At 46.8% G+C, this 21,651-nt stretch carries 22 protein-coding genes and 4 pseudogenes; 10 read left to right on the top strand and 16 right to left on the bottom strand.

The genetic code is table 11. The annotated features are described in order from the left end of the window. Positions 1-37: 37 nt before the first annotated feature. Both MOF34_RS12940 and MOF34_RS12935 read right to left on the bottom strand, forming a co-directional pair. Complete coding sequence (locus MOF34_RS12940) at positions 38-973, bottom strand: 1,4-dihydroxy-2-naphthoate polyprenyltransferase (protein ID WP_019716177.1); 936 nt, start codon at positions 971-973, stop codon at positions 38-40. 159 nt (positions 974-1,132) lie between these two features. Next, positions 1,133-1,244, bottom strand: a pseudogene (locus MOF34_RS12935) (hypothetical protein). 157 nt (positions 1,245-1,401) lie between these two features. Between MOF34_RS12935 and MOF34_RS12930 the strand changes: the two are divergent. The 7 genes from MOF34_RS12930 to MOF34_RS12900 all read left to right on the top strand — a co-directional run bounded on the left by MOF34_RS12930 (position 1,402) and on the right by MOF34_RS12900 (position 7,775). Further along, the gene (locus tag MOF34_RS12930; RefSeq protein ID WP_003227330.1) at positions 1,402-1,551 is read left to right on the top strand and encodes a teichoic acid D-Ala incorporation-associated protein DltX; all 150 of its coding nucleotides are present in this window, start codon (positions 1,402-1,404) and stop codon (positions 1,549-1,551) included. A 17-nt stretch (positions 1,552-1,568) separates the two neighbouring features. Further along, on the top strand, positions 1,569-3,080 hold the full coding sequence (gene dltA, locus MOF34_RS12925; RefSeq protein ID WP_268400429.1) for a D-alanine--poly(phosphoribitol) ligase subunit DltA: 1,512 nt from the start codon (positions 1,569-1,571) through the stop codon (positions 3,078-3,080). Beyond that, complete coding sequence (gene dltB / locus MOF34_RS12920) at positions 3,077-4,264, top strand: D-alanyl-lipoteichoic acid biosynthesis protein DltB (RefSeq protein ID WP_268400425.1); 1,188 nt, start codon at positions 3,077-3,079, stop codon at positions 4,262-4,264. The genes dltA and dltB overlap by 4 nt, the downstream gene beginning before the upstream one ends. Before the next feature lie 16 nt (positions 4,265-4,280). After that, positions 4,281-4,517 (top strand): D-alanine--poly(phosphoribitol) ligase subunit DltC, encoded by a 237-nt coding sequence (dltC, locus tag MOF34_RS12915; RefSeq protein ID WP_003222263.1) that lies wholly within the window; start codon positions 4,281-4,283, stop codon positions 4,515-4,517. Continuing rightward, positions 4,517-5,695: a D-alanyl-lipoteichoic acid biosynthesis protein DltD gene (gene dltD, locus MOF34_RS12910; RefSeq protein ID WP_268400424.1), complete on the top strand. Its 1,179-nt coding sequence runs from the start codon at positions 4,517-4,519 to the stop codon at positions 5,693-5,695. Before dltC ends, dltD begins: the two co-directional genes overlap by 1 nt. An 88-nt stretch (positions 5,696-5,783) precedes the next feature. Continuing rightward, the gene (locus MOF34_RS12905; protein ID WP_268400423.1) at positions 5,784-6,542 is read left to right on the top strand and encodes an SDR family oxidoreductase; all 759 of its coding nucleotides are present in this window, start codon (positions 5,784-5,786) and stop codon (positions 6,540-6,542) included. A gap of 141 nt (positions 6,543-6,683) precedes the next feature. Next, positions 6,684-7,775, top strand: coding sequence for a branched-chain amino acid aminotransferase (locus tag MOF34_RS12900; RefSeq protein ID WP_268400422.1), 1,092 nt, complete (start codon positions 6,684-6,686; stop codon positions 7,773-7,775). A 32-nt stretch (positions 7,776-7,807) separates the two neighbouring features. Here the strand turns inward: MOF34_RS12900 and licH are convergent, their stop codons facing one another. The 7 genes from licH to MOF34_RS12865 all read right to left on the bottom strand — a co-directional run bounded on the left by licH (position 7,808) and on the right by MOF34_RS12865 (position 14,159). Then, a complete protein-coding gene (licH, locus tag MOF34_RS12895) occupies positions 7,808-9,136 on the bottom strand; it encodes a 6-phospho-beta-glucosidase LicH (RefSeq protein WP_268400421.1) in 1,329 nt (442 codons plus the stop codon). Beyond that, positions 9,133-9,465: a PTS lichenan transporter subunit IIA gene (licA, locus tag MOF34_RS12890; RefSeq protein ID WP_019716187.1), complete on the bottom strand. Its 333-nt coding sequence runs from the start codon at positions 9,463-9,465 to the stop codon at positions 9,133-9,135. The genes licH and licA overlap by 4 nt, the downstream gene beginning before the upstream one ends. Positions 9,466-9,483: 18 nt before the next feature. Continuing rightward, positions 9,484-10,842, bottom strand: a complete 1,359-nt coding sequence (gene licC / locus MOF34_RS12885; RefSeq protein WP_019716188.1) for a PTS lichenan transporter subunit IIC — start codon at positions 10,840-10,842, stop codon at positions 9,484-9,486. Between the two features lie 15 nt (positions 10,843-10,857). Continuing rightward, complete coding sequence (gene licB, locus MOF34_RS12880; RefSeq protein ID WP_003218755.1) at positions 10,858-11,166, bottom strand: PTS lichenan transporter subunit IIB; 309 nt, start codon at positions 11,164-11,166, stop codon at positions 10,858-10,860. 133 nt (positions 11,167-11,299) lie between these two features. Beyond that, entirely contained in the window at positions 11,300-13,219 is a 1,920-nt protein-coding gene (gene licR / locus MOF34_RS12875; protein ID WP_268400419.1) for a transcriptional regulator LicR, read from the bottom strand. A 162-nt stretch (positions 13,220-13,381) separates the two neighbouring features. Beyond that, on the bottom strand, positions 13,382-13,540 hold the full coding sequence (locus MOF34_RS12870; RefSeq protein ID WP_019716190.1) for a hypothetical protein: 159 nt from the start codon (positions 13,538-13,540) through the stop codon (positions 13,382-13,384). A gap of 28 nt (positions 13,541-13,568) precedes the next feature. Continuing rightward, the gene (locus tag MOF34_RS12865) at positions 13,569-14,159 is read right to left on the bottom strand and encodes a DNA-3-methyladenine glycosylase (RefSeq protein ID WP_019716191.1); all 591 of its coding nucleotides are present in this window, start codon (positions 14,157-14,159) and stop codon (positions 13,569-13,571) included. Between the two features lie 133 nt (positions 14,160-14,292). On the opposite strand from MOF34_RS12865, the gene katX reads away from it, so the two are divergent. Together katX and MOF34_RS12855 are read left to right on the top strand one after the other, a co-directional pair. Beyond that, positions 14,293-15,936: a catalase KatX gene (gene katX / locus MOF34_RS12860; RefSeq protein WP_268400418.1), complete on the top strand. Its 1,644-nt coding sequence runs from the start codon at positions 14,293-14,295 to the stop codon at positions 15,934-15,936. Positions 15,937-16,033: 97 nt separating this feature from the next. After that, positions 16,034-16,265: pseudogene (locus MOF34_RS12855) on the top strand (MFS transporter); the annotation flags it as partial. A gap of 42 nt (positions 16,266-16,307) precedes the next feature. Here MOF34_RS12855 and MOF34_RS12850 read toward each other — a convergent pair. From MOF34_RS12850 to sigY, 6 genes and pseudogenes are all read right to left on the bottom strand, one after another. Then, positions 16,308-17,085: pseudogene (locus MOF34_RS12850) on the bottom strand (ABC transporter permease). After that, positions 17,082-17,965, bottom strand: a pseudogene (locus MOF34_RS12845) (ATP-binding cassette domain-containing protein). The pseudogenes MOF34_RS12850 and MOF34_RS12845 overlap by 4 nt, the downstream one beginning before the upstream one ends. A gap of 6 nt (positions 17,966-17,971) precedes the next feature. Further along, positions 17,972-18,160 (bottom strand): sigma Y negative regulator YxlE, encoded by a 189-nt coding sequence (gene yxlE, locus MOF34_RS12840; RefSeq protein ID WP_019716195.1) that lies wholly within the window; start codon positions 18,158-18,160, stop codon positions 17,972-17,974. Next, a complete protein-coding gene (gene yxlD / locus MOF34_RS12835; RefSeq protein ID WP_019716196.1) occupies positions 18,157-18,363 on the bottom strand; it encodes a sigma Y negative regulator YxlD in 207 nt (68 codons plus the stop codon). Before yxlD ends, yxlE begins: the two co-directional genes overlap by 4 nt. Then, entirely contained in the window at positions 18,363-18,680 is a 318-nt protein-coding gene (locus tag MOF34_RS12830; protein WP_268400417.1) for a YxlC family protein, read from the bottom strand. The genes yxlD and MOF34_RS12830 overlap by 1 nt, the downstream gene beginning before the upstream one ends. Next, complete coding sequence (gene sigY, locus MOF34_RS12825) at positions 18,673-19,209, bottom strand: RNA polymerase sigma factor SigY (RefSeq protein WP_268400416.1); 537 nt, start codon at positions 19,207-19,209, stop codon at positions 18,673-18,675. The genes MOF34_RS12830 and sigY overlap by 8 nt, the downstream gene beginning before the upstream one ends. A 210-nt stretch (positions 19,210-19,419) precedes the next feature. Here sigY and MOF34_RS12820 point away from each other — a divergent pair, with 210 nt between their 5' ends. Beyond that, positions 19,420-20,793: a cytosine permease gene (locus tag MOF34_RS12820; protein WP_121643600.1), complete on the top strand. Its 1,374-nt coding sequence runs from the start codon at positions 19,420-19,422 to the stop codon at positions 20,791-20,793. Between the two features lie 27 nt (positions 20,794-20,820). Here MOF34_RS12820 and MOF34_RS12815 read toward each other — a convergent pair whose 3' ends face one another. Beyond that, positions 20,821-21,651, bottom strand: coding sequence for an NAD(P)H-hydrate dehydratase (locus tag MOF34_RS12815; protein ID WP_268400415.1), 831 nt, complete (start codon positions 21,649-21,651; stop codon positions 20,821-20,823).

The raw sequence follows: 21,651 nt of genomic DNA, 5'->3' as shown, positions 1-21,651 counted from the left end.
CTTGACAGGGGTAAGACCAAACAAGCGGTCTTTCTTTTTATCGGAAATAGCTGATCAATAATCCGATCGAGAGCAGGAATCCGAAAAATGTATTCGTTTGGGCTGTTGATTTCATTGCCACAATCATATTCATCGGCATTTCTTTTTGGACGAAGCCCTTTACTGCCTGAACCGGCTTAGGCACGCTCAAAAAGACGACAAACAGCCACGGGCTTGCAGCACCGGTAATAACCAGGCCGACAACCCAGATATAAGCGACAGCAAACGACGCAGCCAAGAGAGTGACAGCCCCCTTATGCCCCATTAAAATGGCCAATGTTTTGCGTCCGCCTTTTTTGTCCTCTTCAATATCGCGAATGTTGTTTGACAGGTTAATCGCGCCGACAAGAATCGCAATCGGGATCGAAATCAAAATGCTTTGCGTGTTGATCATATCTGTCTGAATGAAAAACGAAATCAGCACAAACACCGACCCCATGCAAATGCCTGAGAATAACTCACCGAACGGCGTGTACGCAATCGGCAGCGGCCCGCCTGTATACAGGTAGCCGATCGCCATGCCGACAAGGCCGATCAGAGCGAGCCACCAGCTGCTGCTTGCGCAAATATAGACGCCGAGCAAAATGGCAATCCCGTATGAGGCGAGAGCGAGTTGCAAAATCGTCTTAGGCTTCATTCCGTGGCGTACAATCGCACCTCCGATTCCGACAGATTCTGCTGTATCTAGCCCGCGTTTAAAATCGTAGTATTCATTAAATAAGTTCGTCGCGATCTGGATCCATAAACAAGAAAACAGCATAGCCAGAAACAATAGCAGATCAACCTTCACATAAAACATCGCCAAAACCGTTCCGAGCAGCACAGGCACAAACGATGCGGTTAACGTATGAGGTCGGGTTAATTGCCAAAGGATCTGCCCCATGCTTTCTTTTTCCGGCGCTGTCTGGCCCTCACCCTTATTTGTTTGGTTCATCTTCCTCTTCCTTTCTATTAAAAGGCTTACTTTTTTCAGCCGGCAGCTTGATAAAACTCCTTTTGCTTCCTTATCTATCATAATGACTTCTCCCTCATTTCACAAGATACCGCAAGAAGGCGTTTTCTTTCCTATTATACGCTTTCTGCCCCGATTTCATTAGGTTTCTGCTTTTACCTGAACAAACAGGTACAGAAAAATTTTTTTAAGTGCAATATGTTTTTTAAAAGTTAAGAAAGATCTTTTGTCTCCCTTGATCTTTTCCTTTTATGAATCAGCCCAAGCTCTTGCAGGCATAAAGATTCATTTTCAAAAGAAGCCGCCGATATATTAATCTGAGGGAGATTAGCAAAAAAACGAAACTTTTTGAGCATCTGATCGTCAAATACTCATGTGATTGTCGAAAAAACGGGAAGGGAATTTTTGAGATGCTGCAATTGATGAAACAGCTGTATGAAAAACCCGCTGTCAAGTGGACATGTCATACAGGATTTTATTTGATGATACTGCTTGTTTTGTTTTTTATGTATGGTTTTCACACCGCGAATACCGGTTCATATATTTATAACGATTTCTAATTGGAGAGAGAATAATGATGAAACTTTTACATGCTATTCAAACACATGCGGAATCTTATCCGCAAACCGTTGCCTTCCGCTCTCAAGGCCAGTCGCTCACGTATCAGGAATTATGGGAGCAGTCTGACCGCGCGGCTGTCGCGATCCAAAAACGCATTTCCGGAGAAAAGAAATCCCCTATCCTTGTGTACGGCCATATGGAGCCGCACATGATCGTTTCCTTCTTAGGGAGCGTTAAAGCGGGACAGCCTTATATTCCGGTTGATCTGTCCATACCGTCCGAGCGGATTGCGAAAATTATCGAAAGCTCTGGAGCAGAATTGCTGATCCATACAGCCGGACATCCCATTGACAAAGTTAGCCAGCAGATTCAGACGGTTTCAGCAGAAGAACTGCTGGAAAACGCAGACGGCTCTGTCAGCCAAGATCAATGGGTCAAGGAACACGAGACGTTTTATATCATTTACACTTCCGGAAGCACAGGAAATCCAAAAGGCGTTCAGATTTCCGCTGCGAATCTTCAAAGCTTCACAGACTGGATTTGTGCAGACTTTCCAGTCAACGGAGGAAAAACATTTTTAAATCAAGCGCCGTTTTCATTTGATTTATCTGTCATGGATCTGTATACGTGCCTTCAATCAGGCGGGACTTTACACTGCGTGACAAAGGATGCGGTGAATAAGCCGAAAATCTTATTCGAAGAGCTGAAAAAGTCCGGGCTGAATGTCTGGACATCAACTCCTTCCTTTGTGCAGATGTGCCTGATGGATCCGGGTTTTTCACAGGACCTGATGCCTGAAGCGGACACATTTATGTTTTGCGGAGAGGTTCTTCCGGTTTCTGTTGCAAAAGCGCTGCTTGAGCGTTTTCCGAAAGCAAAAATCTTTAATACGTACGGTCCGACTGAAGCGACAGTGGCTGTCACATCTGTTGAAATTACGGATGACGTCATCAGCCGCAGCGAATCTCTTCCAGTGGGCTTCGCCAAGCCTGATATGAACATTTTCATTATGGATGAACAGAGACAGCCGCTTCCTGATGGAGAAAAAGGAGAAATCGTCATTGCAGGGCCGAGCGTAAGCCGAGGCTACCTTGGTGAGCCAGAGCTGACGGAGAAAGCGTTTTTCTCTTATGAGGGCCAGTGGGCATACCGGACTGGCGATGCTGGCTATATCCAAGATGGTCAGATTTTCTGCCAAGGGCGTTTGGATTTCCAAATTAAACTTCACGGCTACCGAATGGAGCTGGAGGAAATTGAGTTCCATGTCAGACAATCTCAGTACGTTCGCTCTGCTGTCGTGATCCCATATCAGCCAAACGGAACAGTTGAATACCTGATCGCTGCTATTGTGCCTGAGGAGCATGAGTTCCAGAAGGAATTCCAGCTGACAAGCGCCATTAAAAAAGAGCTTGCCGCTTCCCTTCCGGCGTATATGATCCCGAGAAAATTCATTTATCAGGACCACATTCAAATGACGGCTAACGGCAAAATTGACCGGAAACGCATCGGCGAAGAGGTTCTTGTATGACGCCCTACAGCTCGTTTTTATTCTTTATACTGCTTGGCATTCTTCTTCTGCCGACGATCATTCTCGGCTTGAACGGAAAAAGATTTCAAGCATACAACATGTTCATGTCTATCATTATATTGGCTATCATTTTTTCGCACGATTTACACGGGGTCATCGCACTGTGTCTGTTTACGATATGGCAGGTGCTTTTGATCAGCGGTTATCTGGCGTACCGGCAGAAAGCGAACAGCGGCTTTGTCTTTTGCGGAGCTGTTATCGCGTCGATTCTGCCTTTATTTCTGTCAAAAATATGGCCGTTTCTTTCACATCCGCAGCCGCATCATCCGCCACATAACCTGATCACCTTCTTAGGAATTTCGTATTTAACCTTTAAAGGCGTTCAGCTGATTATGGAAGCAAGAGACGGCCTGCTAAAAGAACAGCTGCCGCTGCACCGCCTATTGTATTTCATCCTGTTTTTCCCGACGATTTCCTCCGGTCCGATCGACAGATATCGCCGGTTCGTCAAGGATGAACAGAAGGCTTGGACGAAAGAAGAATACGCGGACTTATTGTATACAGGGATTCATAAAATCTTTATCGGATTCCTATACAAATTTATTATCGGCTACGCAATCAACACCTACTTCATCATGAATCTTCCAGCAATTACGCACAATAAGATTCTTGGGAACCTGCTGTACATGTACGGCTACAGCATGTATTTATTCTTTGATTTCGCCGGCTACACGATGTTTGCCGTCGGGGTCAGCTATATGATGGGCATTAAATCACCGGAAAACTTTAATAAACCGTTTATCAGTAAAAACATTAAAGATTTCTGGAATCGCTGGCATATGTCTCTGTCATTCTGGTTCAGAGATTATGTGTTCATGAGATTCGTATTTTGGATGACAAAGAAAAAGTGGATCAAAAACCGTATGGCCGTTTCAAACCTCGGGTATTTCCTGCTGTTTATGCTGATGGGGGTTTGGCACGGGCTTGCGCCGCAATATATCATCTACGGCCTCTATCACGCCGTGCTGATGACGTGCTACAACTTTTTCGAGAAGTGGAATAAGAAATACAAATGGCTTCCGTCCAACCGCTGGACAACCATTCTTGCGGTTGTGATCACGTTCCACTTCGTTTGCTTAGGATTTTATATTTTCTCAGGAAAACCATTTCATCACCACCATTAAAGGAGATTAGAAAGCTATGGAATTTAAACAAGAGGTATTAGACGTTTTAGCAGAGGTTTGCCAGGATGACATCGTAAAGGAAAATCCTGATATTGAAATTTTTGAAGAAGGTTTGCTTGATTCTTTTGGAACAGTAGAATTGCTGCTTGCGATTGAAAATCGTTTTGATATTTTAGTGCCGATCACTGAGTTTGATCGGGATGTTTGGAATACGCCTAACAACATTGTAAATCAGCTGTCTGAGTTGAAATAATGAAAAAGCGTTTTTTCGGTCCAATTATTTTGGCGTTTATTCTTTTCGCAGGCGCCATCGCAATTCCATCTTCATGGCTGACAGGCTTCATCACAGATAAGCGGGTGAAAGAGTCAGCAACCGCCTTGAATCCGAGTATGTTTCAAGGGCTATATTTACAAAATCAAATGCTCAAAGATCCGTCATATCTTCCGATTTACGGGTCTTCTGAGCTTTCCAGGCTGGACGAGTTTCACCCATCTAATTATTTTGAAGTAAACAATGAGGGGTTCACGCCATACCTTGTCGGCAAAGGCGGATCTCAGTCATTGATTCATTCCTTAAACTTCGCTGCCCATATGGATCAGCTGAAGGGCAAAAAAATCGTATTCATCGTGTCTCCGCAATGGTTTATTAAGGGCGGGTCTGATGAGCAGCATTTCGCGCCGAACTATTCTGCGCTGCAAGGGCTTGATTTGGCATTTAACGAACAGATCAACCCTGACGTGAAAAAGAAAATAATGAAACGCATGCTGCGCTTTAAAGCCGTGCAAAACGATGCCATTCTTTCTGAGCTATACAAAGCAATGGTAAACGGCCAGACGTGGAAAGTGAACGCGCTGAAGCCGGCCGCAAAAGTATATTACAGCATGCTCGAAAAGAAAGACCTGTATTATTCAACGACGGAATCATCCGGGCCAAAGCGTTATATCTCTCAGTCTGTAAAGGATAAGTCATGGTCTGAATTGAATAAGCTCGCAGATCAATCAGGCAAACGCCACTCTGGGTCTAACGATTTTTACATTGACAATCCTGTTTATAAAAAGCTAAAGCCGAAAGTGCCCAAGCTGAAAGGGAAAAACAAAGGAAGATCGTATGCAGTGTCACCGGAATACGGCGATTTTGAAATGATGCTTGATATCCTGAAGGATGCGGGTGCAAAGCCTATGTTTGTCACCATCCCTGTTAACGGAAAGTGGTACGACTACACTGGCTTCCCGAAAAAAGGACGTACTGATTATTACCAAAAGGTGAATAAACAGATCAGAGCGAAGGGCTTCCAGGTTGCTGATTTCTCAAAGCATGAATACGATCCGTATTTCATGAAAGACACCATTCACATCGGCTGGAAAGGCTGGGTGTATGTCGATAAAGCTATTGACGAATTTTATAAAACCGGAAAAGTCTCATCATCCTGAGCATCTCATAGGACGCGGCTGTATATTTCCTGCTAAAATTTGAAATAGTAAAGGAATCACAGCCAACTGAATAAGAGGTGTTTCATCAATGAGGTTGACAGGCAATACGGTTTTAATTACAGGGGGTTCAGCTGGCATCGGGCTTGAACTGGGCAAGCGCCTGCTGGAACTCGGCAATGAAGTTATCATTTGTGGACGCAGCCAAGCCCGGCTTACAGAAGCGAAGCAGCAGCTCCCAAACATCCATACAAAGCAATGTGATGTTTCAGACCGTTCGCAGCGGGAAGCATTGTATGAATGGGCTTTAAAGGAATTTCCGAACCTGAATGTTCTCATTAACAACGCCGGCATTCAAAAGGAAATTGACTTCAAAAAAGGGACGGAAGAGCTTTTTGTGGACGGAGATGAAATTGAGCTTAATTTCCAAGCGCCTGTCCATTTATCAGCCCTTTTCACGCCTCATTTGACGAAGCAGCCAGAGGCAGCAATCGTTCAGGTCACATCCGGGCTTGCATTTAACCCGTTAGCTGTTTACCCGGTGTACTGCGCAACGAAAGCGGCGCTTCACTCGTTCTCGCTTACACTGAGACACCAGCTCCGTGACACGAGCGTAGAAGTGATTGAAATGGCACCGCCTATGGTTGACACGGGCTTAAACCAAAAATCACGCGATAAACAAGGTCTGACATACCGCGGCATTTCAGCTGAAGAATATGTGCAGTATTTCTTGGACGGCTTGAAGGAAGGCAAACTAGAGATTACAAATGAACGTGTTGAAGGTCTTCGAAATGCCACTCGGTCCGATTATGACAGGGTGTTCGAACAAATGAACACGCAGGAGAATTGATTTCTCCTGCTTTTTTCTTATGAATCTCTTACAAATTTGAGTAAACCTATTGCGAATATTTGTTGAAGGTATACAATAGAATATAAATTATTTTCAAATAAGTTTGATAATATAAACAATTTAACAGCAGGGAGATTGACCATGACTAAACAAACAATTCGCGTTGAATTGACATCAACAAAAAAACCGAAACCAGATCCAAATCAGCTTTCGTTCGGAAGAGTGTTTACAGACCACATGTTTGTAATGGACTATGCGGCGGATAAAGGATGGTACGATCCAAGAATCATTCCTTATCAACCCATATCAATGGATCCGGCCGCAATGGTATATCACTACGGCCAAACCGTGTTTGAAGGGTTAAAGGCCTACGTGTCAGAGGATGACCATGTCCTGCTTTTCAGACCGGAAAAAAATATGGAACGCCTGAATCAATCAAACGACCGGCTCTGCATCCCGCAAATTGATGAAGAACAGGTTCTGGAAGGCTTAAAACAGCTTGTTGCGATCGACAAAGACTGGATTCCGAATGCAGAGGGCACGTCCCTTTATATCCGTCCGTTTATCATCGCAACCGAGCCTTTCCTCGGTGTTGCAGCATCTCATACGTATAAGCTCTTTATCATTCTTTCTCCGGTCGGCTCTTATTACAAAGAAGGCATCAAGCCGGTCAAAATCGCTGTAGAAAGTGAATTTGTGCGTGCGGTAAAAGGCGGAACGGGAAATGCCAAAACCGCAGGGAACTACGCTTCAAGCTTAAAAGCGCAGCAGGTGGCTGAAGAGAAAGGATTTTCTCAAGTTCTCTGGCTGGACGGCATTGAGAAGAAATACATCGAAGAAGTCGGAAGCATGAACATCTTCTTCAAAATCAACGGTGAAATCGTAACGCCGATGCTAAACGGAAGCATTCTGGAAGGCATTACGCGCAATTCAGTTATCGCCTTGCTTAAGCATTGGGGCCTTCAAGTTTCAGAACGGAAAATTGCGATCGATGAGGTCATCCAAGCCCATAAAGACGGCATCCTTGAAGAAGCCTTCGGAACTGGTACAGCAGCTGTAATCTCCCCAGTCGGCGAACTGATCTGGCAGGATGAAACACTTTCGATCAACAACGGTGAAACAGGTGAAATCGCCAAAAAACTATATGACACGATTACAGGCATTCAAAAAGGCGCCGTCACAGACGAATTCGGATGGACGACCAAGGTTGCAGCGCTGACTGAAAGCAAGTAAGAAACAAGCCGGCCACTGAGGGCCGGCTTTTTTTACGCTTCAATTTTGTTAAAAAACTGCGGCAGATGTGCTTTGTGTGCCTCCAGCATTTCGTCTAAAATCTGCTTAGCCACAGTGTCGGACGGAACGAGCGGGTTAATCGTCATGGCGAGGAGCGCTGTTTGGTAATCACCTGTGACCGCCGCTTCTGCCGCGACACGTTCAAAGGATTTGATTTGCTGGACGAGGCCCCGGACAGACACCGGCAAGTCGCCGACAGCAATTGGCTGAGGGCCGTTTTTCGTCATCACGCAGTTCACTTCAACCGCGGAATCGTCTGGGATACTGGCTATTGCTCCGTTATTCATCGTGTTCACCGGCTGAATGTCGTGTGTATCATTGTAAATGGAGCTAATTAAATTACATGCTGCATCGCTGTAATAAGCACCGCCCCGCTTTTCCAGCTGCGGCGGCTTGATCGCCAAATTTGGATCCTTATAAAGCTCGAACAGCTCTTGCTCTACCTTTTGCACCACTTCAGCACGAGTGCCTTCCGTTTGTGATGCTTCAAGCTCGTGTTCGAACATTTCTTTTGTTTTGAAATAGTAGCGGTGATAGCCGCAAGGGATCATGTCGAGAGCTTTTAAGAATTCTGGCTCCCACTCAGCTCCGGAGATGTTTTTCATTGTCATCGCGTTTTTCGGATCACCCATCGCTTCAATGACTTTATCCTTCACGCTGACGCCGTCTAAGAAGACATCCAGTCCGAACACCATATGATTCAGTCCGGCGAATTGGACTTCTACGCGGTCCACATCTACATGAAGCGCTTTGGCTACGCCCATTTTGATGCCGATTGGAACGTTACAGAGACCGACGACTTTCTTCAGGTTGGAGTAGCGAAGCAAGGCTTCCGTCACCATGCCGGCAGGGTTTGTGAAATTGACGAGCCATGCGTTCGGACAGAGGTCTTCAATGTCCTTTGCGATCTCAAGTATGATAGGAATCGTGCGCAATCCTTTAAACAGACCTCCCGGGCCATTCGTTTCCTGGCCGATGACACCGTATTTTAATGGAATGCGCTCATCCTTGGCTCTCGCCTGCAACAGTCCGACCCGGAATTGAGTCGTCACAAAGTCTGCATCTTTCAGCGCCTCCCTCCTGTCCAAAGTGAGGTGAATGTCGATCGGGACACCGGCTTTTTCAACCATCCGCTTGGCGAGCGTGCCGACAATGTTCAATTTTTCCTCGCCTTCAGGAATATCAACGAGCCATAATTCACGAACAGGAAGCTCATCATACCGTTTAATCAACCCTTCTACGAGCTCGGGCGTATAGCTTGAACCTCCGCCAATCGTTACAATCTTCAATCCTTTTGTCATATGCTTGCTCCCCTTTGCTCGGTGATTTTTCCATATAACTCAATGATCTCCGCCGCAAGATCCTTCACTGTCATTGCATTCATTAAATGATCCTGTGCATGCACCATCAGAAGCGTCATTTCCGTTTTTTCTCCGCCCGCTTCATTTTGAATCAGCTCTGTCTGATAATGATGGGCTTTTGATAATTCTTCTGCCGCGTCTTGAAGCTTTTTCCGCGCTTCTTCTGCGTCACCGCTTTTGGCAGCGGCAATGGCCTCCATTGCGGAGCTCCTTCCGTTTCCTCCGTGAAGGATAATCTGAAATATGATTTGCTCCATTTTTTCATTCACGCGATACACTTCCTTTCTCTACAGAGCAGCTTCTTTGCCATCTGATGCTGCAGGCGTTTGGACCAGCTCCAAATCGGTTTCTTCTTTCAGCTTCTGTTTATCCCACATTCTGAAGAACGGATAGTAGACAACAAAGGATACGGCGATATTAATGGCTTGCATGACCGCGCCTGAAACTTTCCCCCCTGTCGCCAAATAGCCTGAAAAGATTGGCGGCATGGTCCACGGCACTGCGATCCCCGCCGGTTTGGCGACAAGTCCGGTGCTCATTCCGATATAAGTGAGTGTCAGTGTGATAAGCGGTGTGATGATAAACGGAAGTAAAAGCATCGGGTTCATGACGATCGGCATTCCGAAAATAATCGGTTCGTTAATATTGAAGATGGCCGGGCCGATCGCAAGCTTTCCGAGCTGCTTCATTTGTTTGCTTCGGGCGCGCAGGAACATCGTGACAACCAGTGCCAAAGTTGCGCCGCTTCCGCCGATATTGATCCAGATTTCGAAAAATTGCTGGGTGAAAATGTTTGGCATTGCCTCACCAGCTTGGAAGGCGATCCGGTTGGCATCCATGGCACCATACCAAATCGGTGCCATGACGCCGCCGACAATGTTAGCGCCGTGAAGACCGCAGGCCCATAAAAGCATTTTCACAGCTTCTGCGACAAGGCTTCCCCCGAGGCTTCCTCCCAGAATGGAAAGCGGGGTTCCGAGTAAAACGCTTACAATATTATGAAGGCTTTCAAACGGTGTCGCTTCAACAATCAGCCGGGCTGCCCAAATCAGAAAGATGACGGCAAAGCCGGGGATTAACGCGACAAATGACTTGCTGACTGCCGGCGGAACGCCATCCGGCATTTTGAAGACCAAATTGCGCTGGACAATGAGACGGTAAATCTCTGTCGACAGCATGGCGATAATCATGGCGACAAACAGGCCTTTGCTTCCCATCAGCGAGAGCGGAATCCCGCCGCCGACCATGATTTCTTTGGTCGAACCATCAGGCATAAATGGCACTTGATACGGTGTCGCTAGCAAAAATGCCGCTAGGGAAATGGCTCCGGCCGACAAGGCATCAACGCCATATTTCTCGGCGAGCCGGTAGGCGATGCCGAACGCGGCGACAAGACCCATAATTTCAAAGGTGGCGTCAACTGGGTAGGCCAGTTTTTCAGACCAAGAGCTGCCAAACGTTTTTGCCATAAACTCAGCGTATCCCGGTATCGGGAGGTTGCCGATGATGAGAAAAAAGGAACCGATGATAATCAGCGGCATTGTGAGGATGATACCGTCACGCAGCGCCTGCAAATGGCGCTGTCCCGCAATTCTTCCCGCTATAGGCATGACCTTTTCTTCTAAGATCTGATTGACTTTATTCACATAGCCCGCCCCTCTCTATGACACATGTCCAAGCTGTTCGGCTGATTTCAGCACTTCCGCCCCGTTGCACGTGCCATAATGGACGGTATTAATGACATCGACCGGAACCCCCTTTGACTCTCCTAATTTTTTTAGCTGAGGAAGCATATAGCGGACTTGCGGGCCGAGAAGCAATACATCCGCTTTATCAATATGATTTTGTACAGAATCGCCTGAAACTGCCCAAATGGTATAGTCTTTTCCTTGTTCCTGCGCACTTTTTTCCATCTTGCTCACCAATAAGCTAGTAGACATTCCTGCTGCACAAACGAGTAAGATATTCATGTAAAAGACCCCCTAGAGTTTGATCAATTTTGTCATGTCCTGCTATTGATATCATCATATTATGAAATCGCTTTCATAAACACTCAAGGTTTTTCCGCAGGAAACGGAAAAAAGGTATATACAGGCTGTCAGCTCAGCATTTTTGGTCAAACACATCAGATAGTTCTTGATACGAACGGCATTTGATCAGCTGGTTCACTGCTGCCGGGTCATCCAAAATACTGCCAAGCAGTTTATACATGCTTTGCAAATCCGCTTTGTTCTCCTTTTCGACACAAAGCAAACAGACAAATTGAACACGCTGATTCTCCCAATCTATCGGTTTTTTGAGCGTACTAACGGCCCAAAACGTAGTTTTTGTCTGCGGAACGAGCGGGTGCGGGATGGCAACAAGATTACCAAAGCATGTTGGCGACATGTCTTCTCTTTCAAAAATGGAATCTATGATTTCTTCATCGGCATAGCCGCATTCGACCGCTTTTTGCCCTAAAAATTGAATCACTTCTTCTTTTGAGCGCAGATCCTTCTGGAAAAAAACGAGTTCTTTTTTAAGATAACGGGCCGCTTTTTCTTTTTCATTACTCAGAATGGATTCGATTTTTGCAAAGTCAGTTCCGCCTAAGAGTGTATTGACCTTCAGCACTGGTACAGGGAGCTCTTTTTTAATCGGGATGGTGCTGATGACAAAATCAATGGATTCATAGGACATCTGGTCAAGACTGTAATACTCGGCAGTACTGAGAATATCGAGCCGCTTGCCGAAATGGGAGCGGAGTTTTTCACGCAGTAGCTGGGCGCTTCCGGCACCCGATGCGCACACAATGATACATTGTTTTGGCGGACTTTCTGTTTTTTTCCGTTCAATTGCGGCGCCAAAGTGAAGAGCCAGGTACCCAATTTCATTTTCATGAATGTCGATGTCCGTTTGTTCCTTTATGACCATCCCCGCAATGATCCCGGCTTCAAAAGCGAGAGGATAATGTTCCTTGATCGCTGCCAGCATCGGATTTCGAAGGTTCATGCCGTATCGGTTGCGGCTGATCGCCGGCTTCACATGCAGGGCCAAGCCGATTTTCAGCTCTTTGTCATGCAGGATGCCGAGCTTCAGTTCGCGATCAACGGTTTCAATCATCGCAAATGTCAGCTGATCGGTTTCCTCGTCTATTGAAAATGCGTCCTCCCCGCAGTGTGGTTGTGTCATTCGTTTAGCGCCGAGGAGATGCATGGCGATATAGGCCGTCTCGTCTTTCGGAAATATAACAGCAAGTACTGATTCCAGCTCTTTTACGATGGATTCGGCAACCTGATATTCTTTTTGATGCAGGATATGATCCATATCTTCCGGGAAAAGAGATACATAGTTTTCCGTTCTGATCCGTTTACAGGCGATGGCGATATGGATAATGAGGTTATTCAGCCCTAAGTTGGACAGAGGAATGCGGTCGTTTTTTATTTTTTTCAGGATGGCGGAACGGATGATCTCAATTTCTTCATTTGGCAAAATATCAGCCTTTTCATTCAGAATATCAATCTCCGTTTCTCTTTCATCGACAATGTACTCCGCCATACAGTACCTCATCTGCACCTCGTCCCCGCGCAGCTTGAAGCCATAATTTGGGCGTGTTTCCATGACGATGCGGTAAGGCAGCAGCCGTTTCTTTACTTCTTTTAAATCCGTTTGGAGTGTAGACTTTGAGATAAATAGTTCTTCAGCCAGTTCATCGAGTTTGAGGTAATGCTCTGCCAGCAGCAGCCGTTTCATGAGATAAGCCATTCTCTCCTCCGGCAATACCGGCAGGCTCTTTTTTTGCTGAAACACATCTTGCAGCAGCGTTCTGAATGTCTGCTCGTCATGAATGCGGAGTTTGTAACCGGAGCCCCTTACCGATTGGACATAGGCGCCATAGCCGCTTAGCACACTTTGCAGTTCCTTTATATCATTGCGGACCGTCCGCGTCGTCACATTTAAATGCGCGGCAAAATACGAGCTTGTCACCGGGATTTCAGCCGCCATCAGCAAGCGCAGAATATCACGAAGTCGCCCATGAAGCATGAGAAAAACCTCCTATCAAGTAGATGCAGGGATAAAGTGAATAGGCAGAAAAGATGATGAAGGAATGCGAAATGTATATAAATTCTATAATGGGGAGAATGGCAAGTCAATGAACATCGGGAAGACTAGAGGGAAAACTGACCCATAAAAAAACAACCGGGGTCAGCCGGCTGTTCGGGATGCGGACATATTCTTTCGTTTAGACGCCTTACGATCCTTCATGATTTTTCGCACAACTGGGTAAATGACCGGCGCCCATTTGATAACGGTTTTGATCATCTTTTTCAAAGCTCCGATTCTCCCTTCTTTTTTCTCAACCATTCCCCTGATTGCCTTGCGCTTAAACATTCTACCGTGATACGTACCTGTTTCCCGTCACCCAGAAACGCCAAGGATAATCGCGCGCCTCTCCGCTGTTGTCGATGCCGATACGCGGGCCGGTTGAAATGTCTTCCGGTGTATACCCGCTTTCGATGTAAAGCGGCTGTTCCGTGATCCAGCGACCGTAGTCATTCATCGTGACACCAAGCGCTTTCGTCAGTTTTCCTGGCCCGTTTGTCCATTCCCTCGGATGCCGGTCCGGGCGTCTCTCTTCCATTAACAGCTGGCCTTCATGAGGCTCAATCGCCCTGATTAATACCGCTTGCGGGACATCTTTTTCTGCGGCAACGACATTCAGCAATGTATGAGTGTGCATCACGTATGTATACACCCTCCCAGCTTCTGCAAACATTATCTCAGTCCGCTTCGTCCGGCGGTTATTAAAGCTGTGGGCCGCTCTGTCTCCGGCACCCATATAGGCTTCTGTTTCCACAATATAGCCTGACACTGTGCCTTCATCTGTCTCTTTTACGAGAAGGCAGCCAAGAAGCGCCGGGGCAAGCTCAAGAGCGGTTCTTTGGTAAAACGTGATGGGCAGCGGATTTTTTTCTCTCGTCACGAATCGACCTCTCCTTTTACCGATTTTTGTACATTGTACCATTCCCGACCCCGATGAAAAAAAAAAAAACAGCTGTTTTAAAATCTTTCCATTAAGGGAATATTATTACCGTTCAAAAAAGGAGGGTCAACCAATGAAAGATGATCATCAAAACAAACAGCATGGAACCAATGCCCATCGCGGTGAGGATGCGCTTTCTCATAAGACATCCGGGGAAAACGAGTCAGAGGATACCTTAACGAACAGACAGGGCCACCCTGTCACTGACAACCAAAATGTGAGAACGGTCGGGAACAGAGGGCCTACAACACTTGAGAACTACGATTTTCTCGAAAAAATCAGCCACTTTGACCGTGAACGCATCCCGGAGCGGGTTGTTCATGCCAGAGGAGCGGGGGCACACGGGTATTTTGAAGCGTATGGAAGCTTTGGAGACGAACCGATTTCAAAATACACGCGGGCCAAGCTCTTTCAGGAAAAAGGCAAGAAAACACCGGCATTTGTCCGTTTTTCTACGGTGAATCATGGAAAACATTCACCTGAAACATTGAGAGACCCGCGCGGTTTTGCCGTTAAGCTTTATACTGAAGACGGCAACTGGGATTTGGTCGGGAACAACCTGAAAATCTTTTTTATCCGCGACCCACTGAAATTTCCGGATCTTGTGCACGCATTTCAGCCTGATCCAGTGACCAACATCCAAGATGGTGAACGTATTTTCGACTTCATTTCTCAATCTCCTGAAGCGACACATATGATCACATTCTTGTTTTCGCCTTGGGGCATACCAGCCAACTACCGGCAAATGCAGGGTTCGGGCGTACACGCCTATAAATGGGTGAATGAGGAAGGCAAGGCCGTACTCGTGAAATACCATTTCGAACCGAAGCAGGGCATCCGCAACCTGACACAAAAGGAAGCGGAAGAGATTCAAGGGAAAAACTTTAACCATGCCACACAGGATTTGTATGAAGCGATTGAAAATGGCGATTATCCAGAATGGGAAGTGTATGCCCAAATCATGAGCGATGATGAGCATCCTGAACTGGACTTTGATCCGCTTGATCCGACAAAGCTTTGGTATAAAGACGATTTCCCATGGAAGCCGATCGGCAAATTGGTACTAAACAAAAACCCGGAAAACTACCATGCGGAAGTGGAACAAGCTTCATTCGGAACGGGAGTGCTTGTTGACGGACTTGATTTTTCAGATGACAAGCTGCTTCAGGGGCGGACGTTTTCGTACTCAGATACGCAGCGCTACCGTGTAGGAGCAAATTACCTGCAGCTTCCGATCAACTCGCCGAAAAAACATGTTGCCACCAACCAGGAAGGCGGGCAAATGCAATATCGGGTCGATAGAGCAGAAGGCCAAAACCCGCACGTCAACTATGAACCATCGATTATGGGCGGGCTAAAGGAAGCGAAGCAGGATGGAAAAGATCATACGCCGCATGTTGAAGGTGATGTTAAGCGTGAAGCGATCGACAGACCGAACAACTTCGGACAGGCTGGAGAGACCTACCGGAGATTTTCTGAATTTGAACGGAACGAATTGATCTCAAATCTAGTCAATACCCTTTCCACATGCCGAAAAGAAATTCAGGATCAGATGATTGAAAATTTCACAAAAGCTGATCCCGACTACGGAAAACGCGTGGCGGAAGGACTGAAAAAAGCCTCAGAAAACAACAGCAACGGACCGATCGGTACAACAGAGACTGAACAGGCTGCCATGCAGGCTGAACAGGAAAGCCATCCGTCTGATCCGTATTAAAAATGGCAAACAGGACTTTTTAAGGTCCTGTTTTTTATTTTCTATTGAAACGCTTTCAACACTTGTGTTGTACTGGAAAAGAAGGTGGAGAGGAAAGATGGAATTACAGCAGGACATGATGTCACAGAAAAAAACAATCAGTGCTTTAGATCACGCCGTTTTCTTATGCATGGTATTTTGTTTTTGGTTTTCAGGCTATATTTACGTACCTGTTTTCAGCCTGTATTTAGGACCTGCACTTTTCATACGGTGCCATCGGCATCATTCTCGGAGGCTACGGGGTGACGCAAATCCTTCTTCGATTTCCGCTCGGCCTTCTGTCAGACATCCGCCCTTCTAGTAATGCTTGTGCAAAAACGAAATATGATCAATTAATAGCTTTCATACTGCCGGAAACGCCACACTGAAAACATGGCCAGAAGCACGATGCACAAAATGGAAAATGTGAGCGACCACCCGAAAAAATTCGCCCGCTCTCCATGAAGAATGATGTGCTCAGCCTGCTTGCAAAGCGTGGCCGGAAGCCATTTCGCTCCATCAGGAAATAGCGAAACAACAGAGGAAACTGCAGCTGTCAGTCCGATCCCGGCAGCCGCGGCTGCTCCGAGAGACCGAAACATCGTGCTTCCGGCAAGGCCTGCAGTCACAATAAACATGATTCAAAGAGCGTAGAGGGCAAGGCTGCCGGCAAAACGGCTGAAGGATGTGTCCTCAAACAGCAGCTGGATGTAATAATAAGCAAGACCATATCCAGCTGCAAACGACGCAATGCCGATCACGCTTTGGGTAAGCCATTTGCTCACGATATAATGGACTGCCGTCACAGGCCGCGACATGATCAGAGACGTTTACGCCTTGATTTCTTTCATTCGCCACGCAGCCCATGACACTGAAGACAATTAGAGCCATGCCAAGCGTGTTGAATTGAGAAAGCGTACTGAGCATCACTTCAGACCCGGAAGGCATCGTAAAACTGATTTTCATGCCGTCAGGAAGGTTTCCTCCGTGTTCAATGATTTCCGGCATATAATAAATGGTCAGCGGCTGTGTCAACCCCACAATCATCATCGCGATCGGCAGCCAGATCAGCTTGCCGCTTTTCCACCCATCGAGCCACTCTTTCTGCAATAGCGTTATCATCACCTTCATGCGTGCACCACCTTTAGATAAACGTCTTCAAGCGACTCCGTTTTCTGTTCAAAATGGGTGACGGTCAATCCCGTTCGGATACAATCACTCAGCAAAGTCCGGCCAGCCTGTATATCTGACAGCTCGAAAACAGCTTGAGACGGATTGATATAGACAATAGCTGAGACGTAAGGCTTCTTTTCTAGCCAGCCCTTCAGCTTCTCATTCACTGTAAGGGTGAAAACGTTCGTTTGATGCTGTTTCTTAAGCTGCTGTAATTCGCCTTTCCATGAAATCTCCCCGTTTTTCATGATCACCACCTGATCACACACCTGCTCCGCATCATGCAAAACGTGTGTAGAAAAAAGGATAGCCATATGCTTCTTTAGCTCCCGCATCATGTCCAGCACCTCGAACCGTCCTGATGGATCAAGAGCAGACACCGGTTCATCCAATATCAGCAGCTTCGGTTTATGGAGCAGCGCTTGTGCCAGCCCGAGTCTTTGTTTCATGCCGCCTAGCCGCCGATTCTTTTGTGCGCGGATTCCTGCAAGCCGACAAATTGTAGCATCTCGCCGATTTCCTCTTGGCATTTTTTCTTCGAAAGACCCGACAGTCTCCAGGCAAAGGTTAAAAACTCGGTTGCAGTCATCCACGAATAAAAAGCAGGATACTGCGGGAGGTACCCAATCAAACGCCTGTCCGGCTTTTTCTCCCCTAACAGCTTGATCGTTCCAGAAGTTGGCGAAAGCAGCCCGGCCAGCATTTGCAGCGTTGTTGTCTTACCAGCTCCATTAGGGCCTAATAGTGCGACACACTCGTTTTCATTCACGTGAAAACTGATTTTCTTTACAGCTTGATGATGCCGGTACGATTTGCATAATGACTCAATAGACAGCATGCCTGCTCACCTTTGCTTTCTGCCGACGGTAAAAAATAGAATCGGCCCGATAATATTGATACATACAATAACCGCTGCCCACATCCACTTTGGGCCGTTTGTCTGCTCTTCCTTTATACAGCTGATAAGGGCGAATACCGCCAGCACAAGCTGCAATACAATCAGCGGCAAAATCATTTCCCAAGAAATATTCATTGCTTGATCCCCCTTTTCTCCCGGTCCGGCTTAATCACAAAAAAGTAATAGCAAATCAGAGGCATCGGCGCTTGAATCAGCCCGACAATTCCCCATACCCATGCCAAACGATCCCGTTTTTTGGCATCAATGAATAAAAAGGTTCCCTGTGCCAATAGGATGAGACAAGCAGCCACCGCTACGATCATTTCTGTTTGGGACATCAGCGCTTCACCTCACGTTCGCCGAGGTATCGTTTTTTCTCAGCCGCAATCAAAATCGGCAGGATAGCCAGCGCACAGACCTGAAGCACGACAAAAGCAGCGGGAACTTGAGTAAATGCCAGCATCGCCGCGCTTACCATCCCCAGCGCACAGAACATAAATAACATCACTTCTTTCAGCAGGTTTTTTCTTCGTTCGGCTTTTTTTTGTGACAATTGATCAAGCAACTCTTTTTGACTCGGTATGTTCGGGTTGGCGCATTGGTCGATTCTCTGTAATTCCGATTTTAAATGAACAGATCGCTTTTCTTTATTCATCAGTCCACTCCTTCCTGATTTGCTGGAGCCCTTTATGTACCCTAGACTTAACCGTGCCTTCCTTGATCTGCAGCATCAGCCCGATTTCGGCGTAGGTATAGCTGTAATAGTGCCTTAATAAAACAGGCGTGCGCAGCTTCGGGTCAAGCTTAGAAAAGAGATCAAGCGTTTCGCTCCACTCAGATCCTTTCATCGACATGTCCCACTTTATTTTGCGTATTGTTTCCTCTGTAACCGCCTGATTCCGTTTCCATTCTCTCTTTCTCTTTTTCTGGTGATCGAGGTAGAGCCTCGATGCAATAGAGATCAGCCACGTGGAGAATTTGGAACGGCCTTGGAAACTCCTTAAATGAATGTACCCTTTTAGAAAGGTTTCCTGAACAAGTTCCTCGCTGAGATCAGGGTGAAGGGAAAGCTTCAACAAGTATTTATATAAAAAAGAATAATGATAGTGGAATAGGGCTGAAAACGCCTCGTCGTTCCCCTCTTTCGCCTGCTGAATCAGCTTCTGTTCTTCATGTGTATCCAATGGCCGCGATCCCCCCTTTTTTGTTTTTCTGCCTTATGAGACGACACCGGATTCAAAGCCGTTCATTTTTTTTACAACTCTATTCAGCTATGGACAGATAGGCTTCCCGGCCGATTGGCCGCATATCCTCATTTGTAAACCCCCTCATAGTCTGTTAAGCTATGTCTTTATGTCGATTTTAAAATAACATCCAATATGGAGGACGATGCATTGAAAGTAGAAAGGCGAACGATTGAACATATTCCAAATGAAGAAAGACATGGTAAAGCGAAAGATTTATTCCCCGTGTGGTTTGGGGCTAATATGCATATCACTACGTTAGTGACCGGTACTCTTCCCGTGGCAATGGGGCTTAATCTGTTTTGGAGTGTTGCCGCTATTATTTGCGGAACCTTACTCGGTGCCATATTTATGGCGTCTCATTCCGCGCAAGGCCCTCAGCTTGGCATCCCGCAAATGATTCAAAGCCGTGCCCAATTCGGCGTAATCGGAGCGATTCTTCCCCTCTTCTTAGTCATGTTTATCTACCTTGGTTTCTTCGCAAGCAGCACGATTCTGGCGGCCGGAACCTTAAGCAGCTTTGTTCCCATCCCGGGATCATGGAGCATTATAGGCTTAAGCGCCGTATGTTTTTTACTCACCATTTTCGGCCATGATTTGATTCACAAAATGCAAAAAATCCTGTCTTGGACCTCTTTTGCTGTATTTTTTGCTGCAACGATTCTTATTTTTCAATTGCCGATCCCGGCAGGCAGCTGGATTCCCGGGGCGGTTGATCTGCCTGTTTTCTTGGTTGCGGTCAGCGCAGTCGCGACGTGGCAGCTGGCATACGCGCCGTATGTTGCCGATTATTCACGATATCTGCCAGTTCAAACACCGGCTTCTCAAACATTTTGGTACAGCTACGCAGGCACATCTGTCAGCTCCATCTGGATGATGCTGCTCGGCGCTTTACTGACGACGGCACTGCCTGACTTTACAACAAACTCAGGCAGCCAGATTGTCCAACTGTTCGGCCCTTTCTCGTTCATTATGCTGATCATCGTGTTATTCGGGCAAATGGCGATCAATGTCTTTAACCTGTATGGGGCTTTCATGTCCACAACCACAACGCTTGAGCCATTTCTGAAGTTAAAAGTCACGCCCAACGTCAGAATCATCATGATCCTCGGTGTCACGCTTGTCGGTACAGTCTTAAGCCTGCTCGGACAAAGTAATTTTATGGAGCTGTTTTTGAATTTTATCTTTTTCATCAGTTATTTCTTAATTCCATGGACGGCAATCAATTTAGTCGATTACTACTTCGTCCGCCATGGAAACTATCAAGTCAAAGCCATGTTCGATGTAAACGGGCCGTATGGAAAGGTCAATTGGATCACGACGATGGCGTTTGTTCTTTCCATCTTGCTAGAGATCCCGTTTATCAATACATCCTTTTACATCGGGCCGCTGGCCAAAATGTTTGGCGGCGGAGACATCGCATGGATTGTCGGCTTGGTCGTGCCTTCTGTTCTATATTATGTATTGATGAAACCGCGTCTGAAAAAACAAGCCGGTTATCAAGAAAAGCTGTCTTCCTTGTGAAGACAGCTTTTTATGTTACTGCTATTCTTATTCAAACCGTTTCCACACGCGAGGCAATACATCCGAAAGCTCGTGAGCGAGCAGGGTATGGGCGGAGTGCTCGTCGGTCCAGAGCTCGGCGCACGCACCGTGCAAATAGACCGCGTTTAATATCGCATGTTTCGGGTTTTCATGACAGCAGAGCATGCCCAATATCATGCCTGTCAGCGTGTCACCGGTGCCGCCCTTGGCGAGCGCCCCGTTTCCAGTTTGGTTGCACCAGCAGTCGCCATCGGGAAACGCGATCATGGTTTGATTTCCTTTTAACACAATGACAGCCTGCAGCTGAGCCGCCCATTCCTTTGCATATTCGGCTCTTTTGTTTTGCAGCTCTTTTACAGGCACCCCTGTCATGCGGGAAAACTCACCCGGGTGCGGCGTGAGGATGGTGGGCGCCTTCCGTTTCGGATACGTGCGCTTGACCAGCGCTCCGGCATCCAAAATAACAGGGCAATCCGCCGCAAGCACATGATCAACTGCCTGCTGCACGCTTTCGGTTTGCGGAAGACCCGGACCGATGGCAATGGCCCGGTACGTCTCTTCAAGCTGAGCGTCCGCCGCTTTTTGCCAGCCATTACGCCAATAGGTCGCCTCGGGCAGAACAGGAACGACCAGCGGGATCACGCTTTCCGACGTGCCGATGACAAGCTTTCCGAGACCGCTCCGCATAGCCCCAAGCCCCGCCAGAAGCGTTGCGCCCGGCATATCGTCGCTTCCCGCCAGAAGCAATGCGGTACCGTACGTGCCTTTATGGCTCTCCGCCTCTCTTTCAGGAAGCGAGGCCCTCACATGCTCCTCCGTCCAAATTGAAATCTTCAT

This window comes from Bacillus sp. T17B1 (assembly GCF_026796395.1).
GTDB classification, from domain to species: domain Bacteria; phylum Bacillota; class Bacilli; order Bacillales; family Bacillaceae; genus Bacillus; species Bacillus spizizenii_A.
Note: the sequence above shows the minus strand (reverse complement) of the source record. Positions and strands in the feature narration are given on the sequence as shown.

Coding starts and splice junctions, on each gene's coding strand:
- MOF34_RS12940 (WP_019716177.1), bottom strand. CDS start 973: ATGAACCAAACAAATAAGGGTGAGGGCCAGACAGCGCCGGAAAAAGAA.
- MOF34_RS12930 (WP_003227330.1), top strand. CDS start 1,402: ATGCTGCAATTGATGAAACAGCTGTATGAAAAACCCGCTGTCAAGTGG.
- dltA (WP_268400429.1), top strand. CDS start 1,569: ATGAAACTTTTACATGCTATTCAAACACATGCGGAATCTTATCCGCAA.
- dltB (WP_268400425.1), top strand. CDS start 3,077: ATGACGCCCTACAGCTCGTTTTTATTCTTTATACTGCTTGGCATTCTT.
- dltC (WP_003222263.1), top strand. CDS start 4,281: ATGGAATTTAAACAAGAGGTATTAGACGTTTTAGCAGAGGTTTGCCAG.
- dltD (WP_268400424.1), top strand. CDS start 4,517: ATGAAAAAGCGTTTTTTCGGTCCAATTATTTTGGCGTTTATTCTTTTC.
- MOF34_RS12905 (WP_268400423.1), top strand. CDS start 5,784: ATGAGGTTGACAGGCAATACGGTTTTAATTACAGGGGGTTCAGCTGGC.
- MOF34_RS12900 (WP_268400422.1), top strand. CDS start 6,684: ATGACTAAACAAACAATTCGCGTTGAATTGACATCAACAAAAAAACCG.
- licH (WP_268400421.1), bottom strand. CDS start 9,136: ATGACAAAAGGATTGAAGATTGTAACGATTGGCGGAGGTTCAAGCTAT.
- licB (WP_003218755.1), bottom strand. CDS start 11,166: ATGAATATCTTACTCGTTTGTGCAGCAGGAATGTCTACTAGCTTATTG.
- licR (WP_268400419.1), bottom strand. CDS start 13,219: ATGCTTCATGGGCGACTTCGTGATATTCTGCGCTTGCTGATGGCGGCT.
- MOF34_RS12870 (WP_019716190.1), bottom strand. CDS start 13,540: ATGGTTGAGAAAAAAGAAGGGAGAATCGGAGCTTTGAAAAAGATGATC.
- katX (WP_268400418.1), top strand. CDS start 14,293: ATGAAAGATGATCATCAAAACAAACAGCATGGAACCAATGCCCATCGC.
- yxlE (WP_019716195.1), bottom strand. CDS start 18,160: ATGAATATTTCTTGGGAAATGATTTTGCCGCTGATTGTATTGCAGCTT.
- yxlD (WP_019716196.1), bottom strand. CDS start 18,363: ATGTCCCAAACAGAAATGATCGTAGCGGTGGCTGCTTGTCTCATCCTA.
- MOF34_RS12830 (WP_268400417.1), bottom strand. CDS start 18,680: ATGAATAAAGAAAAGCGATCTGTTCATTTAAAATCGGAATTACAGAGA.
- MOF34_RS12815 (WP_268400415.1), bottom strand. CDS start 21,651: ATGAAGATTTCAATTTGGACGGAGGAGCATGTGAGGGCCTCGCTTCCT.